The following is a 20265-nucleotide window of genomic DNA, read 5'->3' on the forward strand; positions in this document are numbered from 1 at the left end:
TTTCTACGGAAAATAACGAATAATGCTGCAAGCCGAACAGATATTACAGGGGCGTTATCAACTCAAACAAAGATTGGGACAAAATGCGGGACGACAAACTTGGTTAGCGACGGATATTGAAACTGAAGAAAAAAATTTAGTCGTTGTCAAACTCCTCGCATTTGGCGGCGAGGTACAGTGGGACGATCTCAAACTGTTTGAGCGAGAAGCACAAATCCTTAAGCAGTTGAATCATCCCCGAATTCCTAAATATGGGGATGATTTTTGTATCGATGAGCGATCGCTCTGGTTCGGGTTAGTCCAAGAACACATCCCCGGTACCTCTCTGAAGGAATTACTCTTACAAGGGAAAAAGTTCACTGAAAAGGAAGTCCGTAAGATTGCCTCGGAAATTCTGAATATTCTGATTTATCTACACGAGCTGAGTCCCCCAGTCCTACACCGAGACATCAAACCGAGCAATTTAATTTGGGGTGATGACGACAAGGTATATTTGGTTGATTTTGGAGCGGTGCAAGATAAAGCCGCGAAAGAGGGAGCTACCTTTACCGTCGTCGGAACTTACGGCTATGCGCCGATGGAACAATTTGGCGGAAGGTCTGTTCCAGCTTCAGACTTGTATTCCCTGGGAGCCACTTTAATTCATTTGTTGACAGGTACGGCACCGGCAGATTTGCCTTCTCGGAACTTGCGGATTCAATTTTCTGAACAGGTGAGCATCAGTCCCCCATTCATTAGCTGGATTCAAAAGTTAACAGAACCAGCTCCAGAGGAACGGTTCGCGAGTGCAAAATCTGCCCTGAAAGCGCTTAAAGAAGGAACAAGGATTAAAACTTCAACGGGTATCCAACCTTCAAAGCAACCAACCCTGGTCAATAATTCTGGGCAAGGCGGTTTATTGGATGAGACAGTACCAGTACCTGATGAAATCAAAGGTTGGAATTGGGGCGCATTTCTGATGCCTTATCTATGGCCTTTGAGCAATCATGTTTGGATTGGACTTTTAGCCTGGATACCGAGTATCGGTTGGTTGATGGGGTTCGCCCTCGGTTCTAAGGGCAATGAATGGGCTTGGAAAAGTAAAAAATGGCGGAGTATTGAACAATTCAAAGCCCATCAAAGAGGCTGGGCGATCGCGGGATTATTTATCGGGATACCGATGGCTTGGGCATATATCTGGATACTCACCCTTTTTCTCCATGCCCTCTAAAAACCTCGCCAAGATCGCGTGGTTAGCTGAGTGCATAATCAGGGTTCAAAGGAATTGAAGCATTGACTAAGGACAATAACGGGCCAGTTTGCTCCTGTCCATTGGTCGCCAAATCGCTATGGCACAGATAAATTCGCTCCCCCACTCGCCCCAGTAAATCCAGCAAAATCCGCCGCAGTCTTTGCTCATCTGCTTCTTGGGTATCTTCTTCGGTTAGCGCCTCTCCCGACCAATCCTTGAGAAACAAGGGGGCACCGTAGAGAGTGGCAGCACCGCCTTTTGACCAGAGGTGGGAACCGGCATCCAGCCAAAATTGCCATCGGTGGAACCGACGAGCCGCCCGATATTGGAAGATGGTTGCCAAAGTCACGGCGTGACGGTCAAGACCGAGGGGGCGCACAGGGTAAGGGTTCGCGGTGACAGTACCGCGACGCAACAAGCAGATAAACCGATCGATCGTGGTGTAATCTGGGGTTTCAATGCGATCGCTCTGCCGCAGCCGTCCATCGACTTCCCAGTAGTGTTGGGCGGTTTCCATCAGTTCGCGTAAGGCGGCTAGCTGGTCGTAGGGGAGATTGCTGCCTTTCCACAAAAACTGCTGAATTGCCCGGTCAAGCAGGGCGACGCAGTTGGGAATCAGACGCTGTTCCAGCTGACCTCGTTGTACCTCTAGCCACTGCAAAATCTCTTCATAAGCAGCACAGGCTGAGTGCCCTAGCCGATCCCAGCGGGGGAAATACGTCACCGGCAGCAACCTGGGTTGCTCTGGATCGGGGGAATAGCAGTAATCGGCTAATAAACCCGCCCTGACTGGGTCAATCTTGAAGGATGAAGGATGAACGATCGGGGATGAATGGGTGCTACCTCCTGACTCCGGACTCCTGAATCCGGACTCTTGACTCAGTACCACCAGCATTTCCGCCACGGCATCCCGGTCTACCAGCCGCCCCAAGCCTGGATAAACGAGCGCCTGCAGCGTCAGCAGCGCCCGGATCGTCGGGGAAGCATTCAGGGGACGCTGTTCGCTCAAGGTTTGGACGGGGATATCCTGGCTGCTGAGGATTTCGATTAAGGTATAGCGAGCGATCGCATCCAAACCAGGGGCAATCACTGCCACGTCCTGAGGCTGCACCTGTCCGCTGTGTATCGCCTCTGCGATCGCTAAAGCGGTTTCTCGCAACAACTGAGCGCGGGATGTGGTTTGAATCAACTGTACCGACTCTGGTAAGGTCAACAGAAACATGGGATCGCTCACCGCTTCCACCACCGGCTTTCCGTAAAGTGCCGCCATACTGCTCGGTTCCTGGCTCAAAGTTTCTACCTGACAGCGCCACTCCAGACTGGCTAGATAATTTGGATCGGCGTTCAAACCGAGTCGCACTGCCCCATCCGGATTATAGGTAAAGGCTCCGGCTGCTCCTTTATCTAAAAGGAAGTTGAATAGATCGCAGGCGATCGCTGGATAATCATCCACATTATCCGCCAGTACTCCCTGATACCGGCGAATCAAGTGCTGCTGATAAGCTTCGTCTGGCAGTAGATAACGCCAATAAAGTTCGCAAATAATCCCATAGGTCAGCAATCCCCGGTCTAAACACCATTGCCGCCAATCAATCAGCAATTTTCCGATTTTCTCCCAGTCCGGGCGCTCCACCACCGGATCGTCGTCCCTGGCAAACCCTTGTTGATCTGCAAAACCTTGTTCGAGAAGACTGGGAATTTCTTCAAGGGGTCGTCCTGCGATCGCGCACAGCTGCAACAAGTCCAGAATGCGACGCACCGAACGAGACTCGCTCACCCCCAAAAACTGAAGGCTACCATTATCCAACTCCGGACGCCACAACCGGGTGGCTAACTCCTGCTCAGTTTCTGGGCGCAGTCTAACTGGAAATTGTGCCCTAAGATTCAACCGCTGAATCAATAAAGGCCAAAATAAGATCGCCTCGTCCTGAAAGAAACCCAAAGGCGTTTTAGATTGAATCGGATACCGCCCCTGTGTTGCTGTAGCCAAGCGGTCAGCTAATTCGCTCCGATTATCATCATTAGCAGCAAAGACTAAAATTGTCGGTGCCTGCTCCCGCCTTCCCGCCTTCCGACGCGAACCTCGCGGTTGAGATCCCCGTTCAACCCACTGGCAAAACAGGTTTACAAGGCGAGTTGTCTTTCCACTGCGAGTCGGCCCGACGATCCAGATGGTCTGCGATTGCGTTAACATTGCTAAACGCTGAGTGATACTTGTGTAATCGTTCGGTTTCTATTATGAAACTATCTTTCTTGTCACAGCTCCAATCTTACTTAGGAACTGCCAACCAGTGGTTCTCAGAAACTCCTGAGAGAGCCTTGGATCGCGCATATAAGGCAGCCTTAATGATTAAGGCTTTGGAAGATGAACATTTTGACGGTAAAAAAATCTCCCCCGATGGTCAAAAATACCGTGAAAATGCCATGTCTTTTTTTGAAACGAAACTTAAAAAATATTTAAAAACGGCTAAATTTGGGCTAGCAGAGTTTCAGGCCAGCACTTCAGTAGTGACTCGTTCTAATCCAGATGTAACAAGAAAAACAAGGACGACTGGAGCGGCAAATTTTAGAACAGAAGATTTTGAACCTCAAGATAAACAATCCATAACTTTAGAAAAGCTTAAATTTATTGATGATGTTTTATCTAAATACAAGCCTGAAAAAAATCGTTCCTCATCAGCCTTAGTCCCTGTTCCTAAATCTAAATCTGTAGAAGTAAATTTGAGGAAGGTTGACCGGATTGAAGCGAAGAATCTAGTCAATCAGCCAACTTTGTTTTCTACAGACGACCGAGTGGCTGATGAGGCAGAAACAATGACTGACACAACCAGTTTTGTGCCTCGCTCAATCTTGAGTACGCTAGATCGACTCAAGAGAAACTTTGACCCGAATTCAGAAGAAGAAGTTGTTCAAAGTTTTCGTACTTCTCAAACGAAAACCATTGTTTCTATTCGGTTTATTTTAGTTTTAATTTTAGTTCCTCTATTAACTCAACAAGTAAGTAAAACTTTCTTCGTCGGCCCTCTTGTCGATCGCTTCCGGGAGCCAAACAAAACTGAAATTTTCCTGAATGTCGATCTAGAAGAAGAGGCTTTTCAGGAATTGCAAAGATTTGAAGAATTACTAAAATTCAAAAACTTAATGGGTATAGCTCCTCAATTATCTAAGGAGGAAATGGAAGAAGAAGTTAAAGAGAAGGCATTAAAAATTGGGGAGGAATATAGTCACCGAAGTGCCAACGCTATCAAAAATGTTTTTGCCGACCTAATTGCAGCGGGATCTCTTTACCTATTACTACTTAATAGCCAAAAAGAAATTGCAGTTTTCAAAGCTTTTATAGATGACGTAGTTTATGGTCTCAGTGACAGTGCTAAAGCTTTTATTATTATCTTGTTCACTGACATCTTTGTAGGATTTCACTCTCCTCACGGCTGGGAAGTCATTCTGGAAGGAACGGCAAGGCATTTAGGCTTACCAGAAAACAGAGATTTTAACTTTCTATTTATTGCTACATTTCCCGTCATTTTGGACACGATATTTAAGTATTGGATTTTCCGCTACTTAAACCGAATCTCTCCGTCAGCCGTTGCTACTTATCGGAATATGAATGAATGAATAATTAAAAATGCAAACTTAAAGATTAAAGAAAAGGGATTCTTTCCACCACTTTTAATTTCTAATTTTTAATTTCTCTAGGGTAGTGGGGACGGCAAGGACTGCCCCAGCAGACCTGCTGGGGTGGAATGTTACCGAAAACGCTGCTACGTGCCCCAATCACAGAATTCGCTCCGATTTCAACCCCAGGCGCAATAAAGCAATCTGTGGCAATCCAGACGCCGTTGCCAATCGTGATACTGGCTGTCATTAGCTTGAAAGCTGGGTCTTGGATGTCATGACTGCCGGTACAGAGGTAGCTTTTTTGGGAAATGACGCAGTGCTGACCGATCTGAATGCGGTCAAGGCTGTATAAAACGACATCATCCCCAATCCAGCTATAATCTCCGATTTCGATTTTCCAGGGATAAGTAAAGCGGGCGGTTGGTCGGATGACTAAGCCGCTGCCGATTTTTGCCCCAAACAGACGCAAAAGCCAGCAGCGGATACCGCTAGAGGGATGGGGAGTTAAGGGAAAGGCGATCGCTTGTACCAACCACCACAGCAAGACAAACCAACCCGGTCGTCCTCTGTCAAACCAGGATTGGTCGTAACGGCGTAAATCAACAAGAGATTCCGACGCGATCGCTGGCGGTTGTTCGCCTGGTTCCAACACCCTACACGCTTCCTTTTAATGAATCTGGCTGGGGTACGGGCTGGGGAGGCACGGAGGAGGAAGCTGCTACGTTCAACTGACCGCCAAACTCCATTAATTCATAAAGTTTGACGCCAATTTGATACTCGTATTGACTCATCAACCGTGCATAGATGTATCCAGCTTTCCCATCCAAAAAGCCTCGCTGAATAATGTAAATCAAAATAAACCGAATCAACGGTTTGAATGGAAGGCGCACCCAAGTTTTTTTGAGATACCGCTTGCGCTGTACCGCATCCCCAAACAAATTAGCGCCAATCGTGCCGCTTTCGTCTTTGCCAGTCAGGATATTTAAATAAACGCGGGCTTCCCAGTTCGAGTAGCGGTTATGCCGTTCCAACCAGTGGAATACGTCCCGAAAGTCAATGTGCAGCATATCGTTTTTCAGATAGCCTGCTTTGCCTTGCAAAATGACGTGTTCGTGAACTTCGTTGTCGCCTGTGTTGCGGATTTCTTCTGTCCCCAAGTTTTCGTAGCGACCTGTTTTGTGCTTAAACAAACGCAGGTTCCAGTCGGGATACCTACCGCCATGTTGAATCCATTTGCCGAGGAAAAATACTTTACGGTTCAGGTAGTAGCCTTCGTATTCTGGATTCTGAATGGCAGTTGCAATTTCATCCCAGAGTTCGGGGGTAATGCGCTCATCACAATCAACAATTAGCACCCATTCGTTATTAAACGGCAGATTGTCTAAAGCCCAGTTTTTCTTTTTAGGCCAGCGACCGTTGAAGTGAAATTGAACAACTTTTGCGCCGTAACTTTCGGAAATTTCAATCGAGCGATCGCTACTTTGGGAATCTACAACAAACACTTCATCCGCCCTGGCTACACTCTCCAGGCAAGCCGCCAGATTTGCTTGTTCATTTTTAGCGGGAATCAGAACCGAAACAGGAAGTTTGGAGGGTGTGGAGGTCATGACCGTGAAGGATGAAAGAACAATTAGAAATTAGCAATTAAGAATTAAAAATTAAGAATTTTCTTTTTCAATTTTTAATTCCGGCTCTGGATTTTGCACTTTGAAAGGAGCAGATAACATCCCTTGAATCGCTGCACTCAAATAACCCACCTGACCGTAGGCATACACGAGATTGTCGAACCGTTGGGCGGCATCGCCAAAATATTTAACAGATTTGTAGAGACCTCGCACGAGTCGTTCGCCTCCTAACAATAGCTGGCGCGGTCCTGCCTTACCAGCGATTTGTTCGCGGTAACATTCACTGATGCCCTGCCACCAGCCTCGGCTTAAAAACCAAGCTTGTTCAAGGCGTTCGGGAGAGACATTGTGGGCAACTAAGGCGTCAGGCAGATAGGCAACTTGCCAACCTAATTTGAGTGCCCGTTCTGTCATGTGTAATTCTTCATTTGATAACAAATTTTTTCCGACTCGACCCAGATTAACATCGAACCCGTCAATTTGCTCTAAAAACGTACGTCTGAGCGAGTAATTCAAGCCTCTGGGGGTCATACCAGGTTGTTTGATATAGACGATGGAATCTCCTAAATCGTATGCTCCCAAGCACCCAGATAGTCCAGGGGAAAGCCACAGAGGAGGCGTGATGCCATCGGGCCAGATTAAGGTGACTTTGCCACCCGCGATCGCTAGTTTTTCATTGCTTTGATAAGCATCATAGAGTGCCGACAGCCAAGACGGGCTAGCAACGGCATCATCATCTAAATAGGCGAGAATTTCACTTTTGGCTTCCTTGGCACCCGTGTTGCGGGCGACAGATAGACCCATAACGCCTTCGTAGACGTATTTTACCCCCGGTCGTGCTTTGATTATCTCGGATGTGCGATCGCTGGAGGCATTATCCACTACCACGACTTCAAAATCCGGAAAATCCTGATTCAGCAAACTATCAATGGCAGCACCTAAATACTGCTCTCGATTGTGAGTACATATAATCGCAGAAATTTTAGGCTCTGTCATAAATTTGGGGTTAGGGCTAGCTCAATTAAAAAAGCAAAATTAAAAATTAAAAATCAGGAATTTCTGAACTTTTTAATTTTTAATTTTGTATTTTTAATTCTCACTTAGATGACTATGTAGAACAACGAGTGTTTCCGCCAGTTGGCTGAGGCGGGTTTCCAGATCCTCTTTGCGATTCAGCAGCAAGCGCAGCTTTTGATAACGAGCGATCGCGACACTCACACTCGGAATCTGTTCGGGTGGACAGGGACGCGACCAAAATTGACCATTCTCATCCATTCCTACCAGGCGGTATCCAGCCCGTGGAGATTCACAAGTCACCTTTTCATCGGGTTGATTGCACAGTTCTTCTACATAGTCCATCAGCTGGTGTACGGACTTGGCATGACCCTTGTCTACCACCTGACGCAGCGCCTCAACGCCAACCTCTGGTTCGCGGGAATGAGACTCTAACCAACCATCAACAATTGGCCCTTCTAGATAAATATCTTGAATTTGGCGCAAGGTTTGATGAAGTTCCTTCTGCCAACCTCCAACAATCGCTTCAATTTCTTGCAACAGGGTCATCGCCAAGGCAGGATTTGCAGCGTTCCGATGGTTGGTGAAACTGGGAGCTTTTAATTTTGGCAGGACGGGTGTCTTGCCAGATTGCTTTTGGTCAGAGAAAGCCTGTACGGTCATTGAAATTGAGCGATTGGCATCTGATGATGCCTCTGAACCCCACCCCTTCGGATCGGGCTGATCTTCCCAAGGGGACGAATTTTCTATGACAGGACTTTGATCAGCCAATCGATCCAGTGTTGTCTCAATCCGTTTTAATTCTGGTTTCATAGTTATCTGACGCCACTCCTGCAAATCAAACCTGTTAACTAACTGCCGCTAGAATCTCTAAAAGGTTGGGATTGGTGCTTTTCCTGGTATTTTTACTTGCTTTGTGTTTCTATGCTTTGTGTTTCTATTTTATTTGTTTATTTGTCTGGTAGGATTAACGGTCTCAATGCACAAAATGAAAATTTATGGGAAGCCTGACCGCTAGAATAACCCGGACACTGTACAGGTGGGTAAGATACAAATCCTGCCACTGTTGAATTTAACTTTAATGCACAACTCGCCGGAAACGGGTAAAAAAGTTCTTTGCGATCGCATCTGAATGACTTCTGTTAAGCATTTAATCTTAGTGACTGGTCCAGCCCGTTCCGGGAAAAGTGAGTGGGCGGAGACTCTGGCAATGCGTTCGGGTAAGCCGGTTATCTATGTGGCAACGGCTCACGTTGACCCCAACGATCTAGAATGGCTGGCTCGAATTGAACAACATCAACAACGACGCCCTAGGGAATGGACAACGCTGCAAGTGCCGCTAACACTGGCGGCAACGATTCGGGCATCTCAGAATTCTAGTTGTCTCCTCGTTGATTCTTTGGGAACTTGGGTGGCGAATTTTTTAGACCAAGACGATGAATCTTGGGAAAGGACGTGCCAGGAGTTGCTGGAAAGTTTGGAAAGTAGCGTCAGTGATGCGATTTTGGTGGCAGAGGAAACGGGGTGGGGCGTTGTTCCCGCCTATCCCCTCGGTCGAATGTTCCGCGATCGCTTGGGAAGGCTGGTGCGTCGAGTGGGCGCGATCGCTAACCCAGTCTACTTAGTTACTGCCGGTCACGTTCTCAACCTGAGCCACCTGGGAACGCCGTTACCAAAATTATCATAGGCGCTAGCATAGAAAGACTTAAAGCCAAACTGGCAATTGCGAATGACTCATTGCTAATTGAGAAAAAGCGAGTTGTTCATTACCCTATACCTATTACCATTCACTCTTTTGCTATGGCATCTCAACACCAAGTCAAACAGTATCTTGCTTATTGGTTTCAGTTAGGCAAAAAAGTTTTGATTCGGAATGGTCAAGAAGCGCTGCTGCCGCAACCCGTGATTCGGGGCGATCGCTACTCGCAAGAATTTGAAAACTGCTGGCAGCAAATCCTCTCCCCAGACTCGGGGGACTGCTACTTAGAGGGCACCGCAGAACCAATTGCCCAGTTGCTGACACCAGCATGGGATGTGTCACCCTGTTCTCGTTGCACCATGCCCGTCCCCGTCCGGACTGTAGGAATGCCGCCTTTAGCGTGTCCCTGTAACGATCTCAGCGGCTGGCCCAACACGGAAGTTCCGCTACCGCGATCGCCCGTCAGCAGTCAAAACCGTCTCGTTGAAATACGCGACCGGCTGCGGAACGCCAGCGGTCTGTAAACAGTAACAATGCACAATTAAAAATTAAAAAAGAGAATTTTTAATTTTTAATTTTTAATTCCTCTTCCCGCCGCCGAGGCACCTCATAATTTAGAAAATCATAAGCCAATTCCGTACTCGGAAAAATGGCACGCGCTTCCGTAAGCAGGTCATCCAGCACAATGGCATTACCGGGGGCATAGCGGGGACTGAAATGAGTCATGATCAAGTGCTTAACACCAGCAGTATGAGCAACTTGAGCCGCCATCGTTGAAGTGGAGTGCAAGCGATCAAAAGCTAGCTGGGCGTCTTGGTGGGCAAAGGTTGCTTCGTGAATTAACACATCCGCATCCTGCGAAAGTTCTACCGCCTCGTCGCAATAAACTGTGTCGGTACAGTAAACAATTTTGCGACCGATTTCTGTCGGTCCACACAGATCTGCCCCATGAATTTGCCGCCCATCTAGCAGCGTCACAGTTTCGCCACGTTTGAGTTGTCCATAGACCCGACCCGGAGGAATTGAGAGGGCTGCGGCTTTTTCTACATCAAAGCGCCCCGGACGGTCTTTTTCAGTGACTCGGTAGCCAAAAGCAGTGACGCGATGCTTCAGGGGACCACAGGTGACGATAAATTCTTCATCTTCATACACCACTCCAGGCTGTACGATGTGAACCTGAACCGGGTAGGAAAAATGGGTTGAAGAGTATTGTCTGCAAGCACGCAGGTATTCATTGAGACCGGGGGGACCGTAGAGGTCAATGCGTTGAACATTGCCAGCCAAACCACAGGTTGCTAAAAGACCCATTAAGCCAAATATATGGTCTCCGTGCATATGGGTGATAAAAATACGGTTCAGTTGACCGATTTTCAGGTCACTCCGTAATAGCTGGTGTTGGGTACCTTCACCACAGTCAAACAGCCAGAGTTCTCCTCGTTGAGGTAGCCGTAAAGCCACGCTGGACACATTGCGCGATCGCGTCGGTACACCGGAGCTTGTCCCTAAAAAAGTAATTTGCATTTTGGCAAGAAAACGGTCACAAAGTCTAGGAATTGCCTTCCGTAACTATCCTGACACAGCATCTGGGGAACACGCAGTTCCTCTGAAGACTCAGGATAAAAGTTCACAAGGTTTATGAGTAGCACTCCGGCAGCAAACATGGTAAATATATCCACGATAAGAAAAGTCAGTGGGTTGTGCCAATTTATAAGCGGATCAGCTCTCAAGGGTCTTGAACTAAGGAACGTGGATTAAATAACTGACACTCATTCATCTTCATGTAAGGGCTTTTTCTGTGCCATACCCATACGCTTTTGAATTGGGACTTAATAAATCCACCTTCCTAAGAGAAGTTCAAGGACGGGATTCTTGCTCTCATGCTCAATTTAAGTGGAATTTAATAATGACTATCCCTAGCACTCTATTTGGCATCGTGTGAGGAAATTTTAATAGATGGTAACTAAACAGCTCCTAGGCAAACAGAAATCCTTCATGCTTCAGACTTCTTGCTTCATCTTAGGCTTCGGGAAGGCGTCCTCCGGGCGGCTACATCCTTCTAAATGGTGGCTGACTTTTTTGTTGTGGCTCATGCTGGTTGCGCCCGCTAAAGCGATGGAACTGCGCGTAGCGATTCAAGAAGGCGTCAGCAAGATTACCGTGGGCAGTTCCACCAAAGCCGTAATCCGCGATAGTGCCGGTCGAGTAGTAGGGCAAATGGCGGCAATGGATGGCATGGAAGCCCGTCCTACAGGCGGTGGCGTGGCGCTGGGCGGAGAGCAAAGCACGCAACTGATAGTGGAACCGACGGCTGGCGGTTATGTTTGGATCGGCGATCGCTGGTATCGGGGACGCACTCGATTGGTTCGCACCGGCAAAGGACTCACCGCCGTCAACCAAGTTGATTTAGAACAATATCTTTACAGCGTCTTAGGCTCGGAAATGAGTGCTAATTGGCCTCTGGAAGCCTTGAAGGCGCAAGCTGTCGCCGCTCGTTCCTACGCCCTGTATAAGCGTCAAACTGCTGGCAATAGCGTTTTTGATGTCGGCGATACCCAGACTTGGCAAGTTTACAAAGGTCTGGAAACCGAAGCCGAGTCAACGCAAATGGCTGTGAATGCCACGGCTGGGCAAGTTTTAACCTACAACGGTCAAATTATTCTTGCTGTCTTCCACTCCGCTTCTGGAGGACACACGGAAAATGTGGAAAATGTTTGGTCGGAACCCCTGGCTTACCTGCGCGGCGTTCCAGACTACGACCAAGGGACACCAGGCTACCAGTGGCAGAAAAGCTTCTCCCGCAACGAACTTAGTCGGCTTCTGGGTGTAAGCAATGTTAAATCTTTGATACCGGAACGCACCACTCCTAGCGGACGGATTATGACGATGAAAGTCGTTGGAAGTGGTAGCACGCGGCGGATGACTGGAAGTCAGCTGCGTCAAGCACTGAAGCTTAGGAGTACGTTGTTCACGGTTAGCTCCACAGGAACGGGTTTTCAGCTCAACGGTCGTGGTTTCGGTCACGGTCTTGGTTTAAGCCAGTGGGGGGCTTACAATTTAGCTCAGCAGGGGACAAACTACCAGCAAATTTTGGGGCATTATTACCAGCGCACCGCGATCGCTAGCATGAAAGTGCAGTAGAAACGGGGCAACTGTTACCGCCCCAAAGTAGGGATGAGCGAAGCGGTAGCCACCAAGTGACATCGCTTCGCTCATCCCGGAGCGATCGCTCCTTGCTTTTCAGCTGACTTAATCAAACGCCAGAAGGATTGCTGTGAAAAAGTGGGAGTATCTCTTTGTTCGGTTTGACTACTTTGCAGGCGATCTCCGACCCAAAAGTGTCAACGAAAAAGACTTTCGAGATAAACAAGACATCCCACCTCTCCATGAATTATCCAATCAACTCGGACAGGAAGGCTGGGAATTAACCGGCGTGAATTCCCATCCGGGTTATGGTTATGGTTTCTTGATTTTTAAACGCCCCAAGGAATCTTTATGAACCGCTCTGGTTGAGGCGACGCTGCCATTCTGCATCAATCTTATCGGCTTGCTCGATCTCCTGTTCTATAAGCTCGGTTTCGGTCGTGTAGGCTAAATCCTCGCGACCGATGACTGTTTTCGCAGCAAATTGTTGAGCATAAGCAATTTTCTTCTGCAAAGCGGAATTCGCTTGATTTAACAAGATGGCTCGTTCTTGTCGTTGTTGATTTCGGGCTTCAATTCGCTGATTTCTCCACTGAATCCAGAAATAGCGGATTAGGGGAATTGACAGGAAGGCGATGCCGTAACTCAGCAAAATCCAGTAAATTGACTGCACGAAGGCGATAAGTCCGCCGGATTGCGCTAATTGAACCCCTATCTCTCCCCGTAACAGAGAATTGAGAACTAAAGCACCGATAATATTCACGGCACCTAATCCCGCAGAGAGCATAATTTGTCCGCTATCGGCTTGGCTAAAGCGCCAAGGACGCTCTCGGAGATATGCACCCACTGGCTGCGAATTTCGCTCTTGCGCTGTAGTTTGTAATTCAGGGAAGTGATAGACGATTTCCCCGTCTGGGCTGACTTCTGGTTGCCCATTAAAACGAGTGAGGACGGGCAGCATATAATCTTCGTATTCTTTGCCCCAGCCTTTGCCCATGTCATCGAGATAAGGGGCGATTTGTTCGGCTGTCACCGCACCCTGATTATTGCGAATGACAGTGGCAATTTCTTGCCAGCGGCGTTCTTCTAAATCGGCATTGGGATTCCCATCGCCAAACAGGAAGGAGAAGACGGCTTCTAGGAAGTTCATCTGTCTCTTGCCTTCGGGGGATGAGACACGACGCCGTTCGTAGCGATCGCTATAGTCTGGATAGAAAAACCACCAGATGTCAGGGCCAAACCAGAAGCGGGGCATAAAAACCATACCGCCGCCACCGTGATGACCGCCGCCGGAATCATCGCTGTCGCGGCTGCTATTGACGGCGATTAGAATAACTGCGATCGCGACAAAAATTAGGACAATGGAAGCAATCAGGATAATCCCGAAGGAAATCCGGATCAGGTAAAACAAAACTTTCCAAATTTTTTCCCACCATTCCTTCAGTCGCAACCGCAAGAACTTATTGCGGAGAACTGTCCGGAAATTCTTAGGGAAAAGGTAGACTATCTCGCCGGTTTCTGCTACCTGCAAGTGTCCACCGGCGTCGGATGCCAGAGCGAGTAATCCAGCCTGAGCCATGTTGACATTTAACCCAGCTTGGGTTGCCACATCGCCAACCGTGACACGGTAGCCCAGGTGTTCAACTGCTTGCATGAGGGTGGGATTGGGAGCCATGTGCTTTCCTCAAGGACGGAGGCTACTATCACCAGTATAAAATTTTGGCAAATTCCAGCAGGCAGATTATGAAACCCAGAACTTGCGCGAGCGCTCTTAACCTATTCGCTCTTAGCGTATGCCACCCTAAACCGAAGCGCCGCTTGGCAACGCTAACGTGGCTGTTCGCTCTCCTATTCTCACTTTTGGGATTAACCACACCACTCAAAGCAGCCAATCTGGAACACGTTCAACATTTGCTAAAAACTAAACAATGTCCTCAGTGTGACTTGAGGGGTGCTGAGTTGAGAGATGCGGACTTAAGGGCGGCTGACTTGAGGCGTGCTGATCTCGCCGGTGCCAATCTCAGTGCTGCCGATTTAAGGGGTGCCAATTTAGGGGGGGCGAATCTAGGCGGTGCCAGCTTGATTAATAGCGACCTTAGCGGTGCCAACTTGAGCGGCGTTAATTTGAATTTAGCCGCGCTGATTAAAGCCAATCTCACAGGCGCTAACCTTGCCGGTTCTGAGTTGACGATGGCGAAGTTACCGGGCGCTGATCTCACAAAGGCTGATTTGCGGGAAACTAATCTGATTAGTGCTGACTTGAGCAATGCCATTCTCCGAGGAACGGACTTGCGGGGGGCAGATTTGCGAAATGCTGATTTTGAGAATGCGCTTCTCGAAGGCGTCCAGCTCAATAGTGCAAATCTCCCAGATGGCACTTTGCATTATTAACCCCAACCATAGTCAAGGGTGCATTAGCCTTACATCTGAGCGATCGCCAAGCTTTAATTCCGTATATATAAGCGCACAGATTTCCATTCTCTAAATATACACAAGAACTAGTATTTATTTTGTATAAAATAATACGTCTGCGAAAAAATACTGAGAAACTCGGTTGATTGAGGAAAGAACAACAAATGCGCGATCGCATTTGTTAATCTCAATCCAGTTGACTCCCAGAGCGCGTTAAATTAGCTTAAAGAGCATCACTGAGCGATAAACTGACCACTCTACACTTTCCTAATTAGCACAGCATTACAGAGCCGGATATGCCAAGAACGCAAAAAAACGATAACTTCATTGACAAGAGCTTCACGGTAATGGCGGATATCATCCTAAAAATCTTGCCTGCCAACAAGAAAGCAAAAGAAGCTTTCATCTACTACCGCGATGGTATGTCAGCGCAGGCAGATGGTGAATACGCTGAAGCTCTAGACAATTACAGGGAAGCTTTAACGCTAGAGGAAGACACTTACGACCGCAGTTATATCCTCTACAATATGGGTCTGATATACGCCAGCAATGGCGATCACGAGCAGGCTTTGGAATACTACCACCAAGCGCTTGACTGTAATCCCCGCCTGCCTCAAGCGTTGAATAATATTGCCGTCATTTACCACTTCCAGGGTGAAAAGCTCAAGGAAGATGGAGATCCCGAAGCTGCTGAAGCTTTGTTTGACAAAGCCGGAGAATATTGGAAACAAGCGATTAGTATGGCTCCGAATAACTACATCGAAGCCCAAAACTGGCTCAAAACGACTGGGCGATCTACGATGGATATCTTCTTTTAGGTAACAGGTAATAGGTAATCAACAAAAGAGAAAAAATTACCTACTATCTACTATCAAATGACCAATTACCAATAAGCCATTACCACTGTTATGATTGACCGCGAACAAGTTCGCAAAGTTGCCCATCTGGCTCGCCTAGAACTGACCCCCGAAGAAGAAGCCCAATTTACGACCCAACTAGGCAGTATTTTGGAGTATTTTGAACAATTAAGCGAACTTGATGTCAGTGATGTGCAACCCACAACAAGGGCAATTGATGTTAGCAATGTGACACGCCCTGATGAACTGCAACCCTTTCCCAACCGGGAAGCTATTCTCACAGGTGCCCCAGATCAAGAGGGTGACTTTTTCAAAGTGCCAAAAATCCTCAGCGCTGAGTAAGGTACTCGCCCTATTTTGCACCTAAGACCGATGAATTTTAGGTGAGAACCTGAGCCAATAAGTGTGGGGCAATCTTCCAGGGGTTGCCCTTCATACTCTCAAAGGAGAACGTTATGGGTTTAGGTCTTTTGATTGATGGAAAGTGGGTTAGCGAACGAGAACAAGAAGACTCCCAAGGAAAATTTATTCGTCCATCAACAACCTTCCGCAACAAAATTACAGCTGATGGTTCTAGTGGCTTTAAGGCTGAACCGGGTCGCTATCATCTCTATATTTCCTGGGCTTGTCCTTGGGCGCAACGAACCGCAATTATGCGCCAATTGAAGGGATTAGAAGATGTTATCAGTCTCTCAGTTGTGGCACCCGAAATTGATCAAAATAGTTGGGAATTCTCAGAAGAACCAGGTTCTATCCCCGATACGGTAAATAAGACTCGCTATTTGTGGGAAGTTTATCTTAAAGCGGATTCTAATTACAATGGGCGGGTGACTGTCCCAGTTCTTTGGGATAAAGAAACTGCCACGATTGTGAATAATGAATCCCGCGAGATCATTCGGATGTTTGATACAGAATTCGATGATTTCGCCAAGTCTGAGATGAATTTTTATCCAACAGAATTGCAGGAGGTGGTTGATAAGACGATTGATGCAATTTACCAACCGATTAATAATGGCGTTTATCGGGCAGGATTTGCGACTAGCCAAGCCGCCTACGATGAAGCGGTGACGGAACTATTCGATGCTCTCGATCGTTGGGAAAAAGTGTTAGCGGAGCACCGCTATCTGTGTGGAGAAAGCCTCACCGAGGCAGATTGGTGTATGTTTACCACTCTCTTGCGCTTCGATGCCGTTTACTATGTCCACTTCAAGTGCAATTTACGCCGGATTGTGGATTACCCCAATCTCTGGAATTACCTGAAAGACCTCTACCAGGTGCCGGGGGTAAAGGAAACCTGCAACCTCGACCATATCAAACGCCATTACTATAAAAGCCACCCAAAAGTTAATCCCACCAGAATTGTTCCGAAAGGGCCGTTAATTGATTTTGAGGAACCTCATAACCGCGAACAATTATCGCCTAAAGCTAAGGCGACCGCTGTGTGATTCCTCATTTAAAAAGCAAGGTGGATACTACCCACCTTGCTTTTTTTAATAACTAGAGTAAAAACGCAAATGCTGTAAGCATCTGAGCTTAAATATCACTTGATAATCCCGATTAAGGATTGAAAGAAGTCCGGGTAAGAAATAGCGGCTGCTTCGGCACGCCCAATTGTGGTAGTGCCTTCTGCATTCAGGGCAGCAATTGCTAAACTCATGGCAATTCGATGGTCGGTATGACTATCAACATCAGTGCCGATGAGAGGAGTGCCCCCCGTAATTTCTAACCCATCGGGTCTTTCTGTAACCTTGGCACCCATGCGGTTGAGCTGAGATGCCATAACGGCAATGCGATCGCTTTCTTTGACCCGCAACTCTGCTGCATCTCGAATTACAGTAGTTCCTTGGGCAAACACTGCCGCTACAGCCAAAATCGGAATCTCATCAATCAGGCAAGGAATTAGATCGCCAGCAATTTCACATGCTTTAAGGGCACTGGAACGTACCCGCAAATCTGCTACTGGCTCACCCGCGACAATCCGCTGATTTTCCATCTGAATGTCAGCGCCCATCCTCTCCAGAGCTTCCAGAATGCCGGTGCGAGTGGGATTAATCCCAACATTTTCAACACATAACTCCGAACCCGGTACAATCGCCCCAGCAACCAGCCAAAAGGCAGCTGAGCTAATATCCCCGGGCACTACCACCGGCTGCCCTTGCAGCTTGGCTGAGCCAGTAATGGTGACGCTATTGGTTTCTGGATCGATGCTGAGTTCTGCCCCGAAAGCTTTGAGCATCCGTTCGCTATGGTCGCGGGAGAGGGCGGGTTCGGTAACGGTAGTTTGTCCTTCCACCATCAATCCAGCTAGGAGGATACAAGATTTGACTTGTGCTGAAGCAATCGGAGAGTGATAGTGAATCGGTCGCAGTTGTTGTCCTTGAATTGCTAGAGGCGCTAAAGAGTCGTTCTGACGTCCCCAAATTTGAGCGCCCATCTCTTGTAACGGTTTAACAACGCGAGACATTGGGCGCGAGCGCAGCGAGCTATCCCCCGTCACAGCAAAAAAACGTCCCGGATGAGAGGCGAGAAGCCCCAGCATCAGTCGCAAGGTAGTACCTGAGTTACCGGCGTCCAAGACTGAGGTTGGTTCTTGTAGGCAGCCGAGTCCGATGCCCTGAATTCGCACCATTTCCGTATTCAGTTCCGAAATTTCGGCACCCATCGCCCGAAAACAGCTAGCAGTGCTGCGGGGATCTTCTCCCAAGAGGAGTCCCTGAATGGTGGTTTCTCCTTGGGCGATCGCTCCCAACATCAAAGCCCGGTGGGAGATAGATTTATCCCCTGGCACCCGAATGCGTCCCTGCAAGGATAGCCCTGCTGCGGGATTCTGAATGATTAAACGATCCTGATTTTCAGTATTTTCTAGCGTGACAACTGCGGCTGGCATGAAGAGGGACTGGGATGAAGTTGCAAATAGTGATTCTACCAATTGCTGACACTGACGATAGCACTGGAGTTATAGCAATTCTGGATTGGGTTGCGATACATCTGTAGGGGCATGGCAATCAAAAAGCCCCTACCAAACCTTAGAACCGCAATACATTCCATCCAACTGAGAAGTGCTACAGTAACCACTTCAGTCCCAATCGCTACTTTTGAAAGCCTATTCCTATCTTCTTTTTACTCTTGCCCTTAGATTTTGATTTATTAACCTCTGCCAGCGCTTCCTGAAATAAATCATGTAAATGCACTGGCACACTGGCAATCTCCGGTAAATCAGGCTCTAACGCCTTGTTATATTCTTGGAGTAAAGCGTCTAAATCGCGGTCAATTTTCAATTCTGGACGCTGTAACACTGTTTTCAACAGCTTTTCCATTTGGGCTGGATAAGTTTCGGCTAAGCGATGCCAAATGAAGGCATTAATCGTCGATTCTTCTAGATACTGACGAACCAGCTTCTCAGTGTTTTCAATGTTGTTCTGCCAGTCTTCTGCTTCTAGCATTGCCTTGAACCGGCTGTATGTAGGCAGAAATATTTGACCCCAACGAGGATGGGTGAGGGCTGTTAGCTGTTCGGCTTTCTTGAGATTTGCAGGCAACTCAACTTTAGGTGTCACCATCTTAGTTGGGTTTTTGCTGTCAAACATCTGAGCGATCGCTTTTGAATCGGCACCTGATTCTTCTGCGGCTGCTTTCATTTCCTCTTCTGTAACCCCAGCTTCTGCGGCTATTTCCGAGAGCGATTTATTTTCATCAATGCCTGCCGCTGCTAAGCGTTTCTTAGTTAGTAATTCCTGAAATTCTTCTATCCTCTTATTCATCTGGTACCCAGGCATTACGACTTCGTCGCTACCAAAAAAGCTCAGAAAATCCTGGTGATATTGTTCTACTGATTGCCATGCCAGTTCTAGAAGTTCTGGAGCGTCACTATAAAGCGATTTGTTGTAATTTTCCTTAAAATTTCCGATTGCCACTGCCAGCTTGGGTTTTCCTAATCTCCCCATTGGGATACAAGGACCAGAAAACATCCAGACGCTCTCGGTTACAGGTGCAATGCGAGTGAGTAAAATTTCTCCCTCTTTAAACCGGCTCATCTCCTGCCATGTTAGAAGCGTGTTTGGCTTGACGATGTAGCGCTTAGCAGTCAGCCAGTTCATCAACTCAAAGCCATCTGATAAGACTTGGAGCGTAGCAAACAAGCCAATGAAGCTACACCGCCAGCTACCGACTAAGTTGCGATCGTTTTCGGACAATTCTGGCTGGCTCTCCAGAAACAAATCCAAAACGTCTTTATCCCCATCCCCTACTTTTCCTTCAGTCAAGAAGGTATCAATAATTAGGTCTCTTTGTGCAATATCCTGACGCTCTCGGTGTGGCTGAGCAGCGGCATAAGCTTCTAACGATTGCGCCAGCTCTCCTTCCGCCTCCAAGACAAACTCAATTAAAGCTTGTTTTAATTCATGCGATCGCTCTAATATGGCATCCACAGCTCAATCTCTCGTTCAACAATTCTAGGTTAAAGGTTATTCAAGAAATTAAGCAAAAGTATTTATCCCCCAATACAAAAAGCAAAAAAGCTCTCTTGCATCATTATTCGGCAAGAGAGCTTTTTGATAATCAACCTGGCACTGAGCTATTTTCCCAGGCAGTCACCCACCGAGTATCTTCGCCGCAGTTGCGTTTCACCTCCGAGTTCGGGATGGAGTCGGTGTGGTTCCACAACGCTAG

The 20265-nt window shown here is 47.5% G+C and carries 19 protein-coding genes and 1 rRNA gene; 10 read left to right on the top strand and 10 right to left on the bottom strand.

Features of this window, described 5'->3' with window-relative positions:
• Nucleotides 1-22 precede the first annotated feature (22 nt).
• Nucleotides 23-1210: a serine/threonine-protein kinase gene (locus tag NC997_RS16770; RefSeq protein ID WP_190526335.1), complete on the top strand. Its 1188-nt coding sequence runs from the start codon at nucleotides 23-25 to the stop codon at nucleotides 1208-1210.
• A 22-nt stretch (nucleotides 1211-1232) separates the two neighbouring features.
• Here NC997_RS16770 and NC997_RS16775 read toward each other — a convergent pair whose 3' ends face one another.
• Nucleotides 1233-3425: a recombinase family protein gene (locus tag NC997_RS16775; RefSeq protein ID WP_190526337.1), complete on the bottom strand. Its 2193-nt coding sequence runs from the start codon at nucleotides 3423-3425 to the stop codon at nucleotides 1233-1235.
• A 44-nt stretch (nucleotides 3426-3469) separates the two neighbouring features.
• On the opposite strand from NC997_RS16775, the gene NC997_RS16780 reads away from it, so the two are divergent.
• Complete coding sequence (locus NC997_RS16780) at nucleotides 3470-4846, top strand: proton extrusion protein PcxA (RefSeq protein WP_190414373.1); 1377 nt, start codon at nucleotides 3470-3472, stop codon at nucleotides 4844-4846.
• A gap of 61 nt (nucleotides 4847-4907) precedes the next feature.
• Here NC997_RS16780 and hpsU read toward each other — a convergent pair whose 3' ends face one another.
• From hpsU to NC997_RS16800, 4 genes are all read right to left on the bottom strand, one after another.
• Entirely contained in the window at nucleotides 4908-5501 is a 594-nt protein-coding gene (hpsU, locus tag NC997_RS16785; protein ID WP_339380476.1) for a hormogonium polysaccharide biosynthesis acetyltransferase HpsU, read from the bottom strand.
• 1 nt (nucleotide 5502) lies between these two features.
• Nucleotides 5503-6456: a glycosyltransferase family 2 protein gene (locus NC997_RS16790; protein ID WP_190526339.1), complete on the bottom strand. Its 954-nt coding sequence runs from the start codon at nucleotides 6454-6456 to the stop codon at nucleotides 5503-5505.
• 51 nt (nucleotides 6457-6507) lie between these two features.
• Nucleotides 6508-7470, bottom strand: coding sequence for a glycosyltransferase family 2 protein (locus NC997_RS16795; RefSeq protein ID WP_190526341.1), 963 nt, complete (start codon nucleotides 7468-7470; stop codon nucleotides 6508-6510).
• Nucleotides 7471-7563: 93 nt separating this feature from the next.
• Nucleotides 7564-8301: a hypothetical protein gene (locus NC997_RS16800; protein WP_190526343.1), complete on the bottom strand. Its 738-nt coding sequence runs from the start codon at nucleotides 8299-8301 to the stop codon at nucleotides 7564-7566.
• A 319-nt stretch (nucleotides 8302-8620) separates the two neighbouring features.
• Between NC997_RS16800 and cobU the strand changes: the two genes are divergently transcribed.
• Both cobU and NC997_RS16810 read left to right on the top strand, forming a co-directional pair.
• On the top strand, nucleotides 8621-9175 hold the full coding sequence (gene cobU, locus NC997_RS16805) for a bifunctional adenosylcobinamide kinase/adenosylcobinamide-phosphate guanylyltransferase (RefSeq protein ID WP_190414368.1): 555 nt from the start codon (nucleotides 8621-8623) through the stop codon (nucleotides 9173-9175).
• A gap of 113 nt (nucleotides 9176-9288) precedes the next feature.
• Complete coding sequence (locus NC997_RS16810; RefSeq protein WP_190414366.1) at nucleotides 9289-9711, top strand: hypothetical protein; 423 nt, start codon at nucleotides 9289-9291, stop codon at nucleotides 9709-9711.
• Between the two features lie 40 nt (nucleotides 9712-9751).
• On the opposite strand, the gene NC997_RS16815 is transcribed toward NC997_RS16810, so the two are convergent.
• Nucleotides 9752-10708 (bottom strand): ribonuclease Z, encoded by a 957-nt coding sequence (locus tag NC997_RS16815; RefSeq protein ID WP_190526345.1) that lies wholly within the window; start codon nucleotides 10706-10708, stop codon nucleotides 9752-9754.
• A 432-nt stretch (nucleotides 10709-11140) separates the two neighbouring features.
• Here NC997_RS16815 and NC997_RS16820 point away from each other — a divergent pair, with 432 nt between their 5' ends.
• The gene (locus NC997_RS16820; RefSeq protein WP_242029171.1) at nucleotides 11141-12325 is read left to right on the top strand and encodes a SpoIID/LytB domain-containing protein; all 1185 of its coding nucleotides are present in this window, start codon (nucleotides 11141-11143) and stop codon (nucleotides 12323-12325) included.
• A 133-nt stretch (nucleotides 12326-12458) separates the two neighbouring features.
• A complete protein-coding gene (locus tag NC997_RS16825; RefSeq protein WP_190414362.1) occupies nucleotides 12459-12683 on the top strand; it encodes a hypothetical protein in 225 nt (74 codons plus the stop codon).
• Here NC997_RS16825 and NC997_RS16830 read toward each other — a convergent pair.
• Nucleotides 12678-14003, bottom strand: a complete 1326-nt coding sequence (locus NC997_RS16830) for a hypothetical protein (protein ID WP_190526346.1) — start codon at nucleotides 14001-14003, stop codon at nucleotides 12678-12680. The two genes, NC997_RS16825 and NC997_RS16830, sit on opposite strands and share 6 nt — an antisense overlap.
• A 68-nt stretch (nucleotides 14004-14071) precedes the next feature.
• Between NC997_RS16830 and NC997_RS16835 the strand changes: the two genes are divergently transcribed.
• The 4 genes from NC997_RS16835 to NC997_RS16850 all read left to right on the top strand — a co-directional run bounded on the left by NC997_RS16835 (nucleotide 14072) and on the right by NC997_RS16850 (nucleotide 17042).
• Nucleotides 14072-14719, top strand: a complete 648-nt coding sequence (locus NC997_RS16835) for a pentapeptide repeat-containing protein (RefSeq protein ID WP_190526348.1) — start codon at nucleotides 14072-14074, stop codon at nucleotides 14717-14719.
• A gap of 317 nt (nucleotides 14720-15036) precedes the next feature.
• On the top strand, nucleotides 15037-15558 hold the full coding sequence (locus NC997_RS16840; RefSeq protein ID WP_190414358.1) for a photosystem I assembly protein Ycf3: 522 nt from the start codon (nucleotides 15037-15039) through the stop codon (nucleotides 15556-15558).
• A gap of 90 nt (nucleotides 15559-15648) precedes the next feature.
• Entirely contained in the window at nucleotides 15649-15939 is a 291-nt protein-coding gene (gatC, locus tag NC997_RS16845; RefSeq protein ID WP_190414356.1) for an Asp-tRNA(Asn)/Glu-tRNA(Gln) amidotransferase subunit GatC, read from the top strand.
• A 113-nt stretch (nucleotides 15940-16052) separates the two neighbouring features.
• Nucleotides 16053-17042: a glutathione S-transferase family protein gene (locus tag NC997_RS16850; protein WP_190526350.1), complete on the top strand. Its 990-nt coding sequence runs from the start codon at nucleotides 16053-16055 to the stop codon at nucleotides 17040-17042.
• A gap of 95 nt (nucleotides 17043-17137) precedes the next feature.
• Here the strand turns inward: NC997_RS16850 and aroA are convergent, their stop codons facing one another.
• The 3 genes from aroA to rrf all read right to left on the bottom strand — a co-directional run.
• Nucleotides 17138-18484, bottom strand: coding sequence for a 3-phosphoshikimate 1-carboxyvinyltransferase (gene aroA, locus NC997_RS16855; RefSeq protein WP_190526370.1), 1347 nt, complete (start codon nucleotides 18482-18484; stop codon nucleotides 17138-17140).
• A gap of 202 nt (nucleotides 18485-18686) precedes the next feature.
• The gene (locus tag NC997_RS16860) at nucleotides 18687-20024 is read right to left on the bottom strand and encodes a hypothetical protein (RefSeq protein WP_190526352.1); all 1338 of its coding nucleotides are present in this window, start codon (nucleotides 20022-20024) and stop codon (nucleotides 18687-18689) included.
• 133 nt (nucleotides 20025-20157) lie between these two features.
• A 5S ribosomal RNA gene (rrf, locus tag NC997_RS16865) occupies nucleotides 20158-20265 on the bottom strand; the annotation flags it as partial.

The organism is Trichocoleus sp. DQ-A2, from assembly GCF_039961915.1.
Classification (GTDB): Bacteria; Cyanobacteriota; Cyanobacteriia; order Cyanobacteriales; family FACHB-T130; genus FACHB-T130.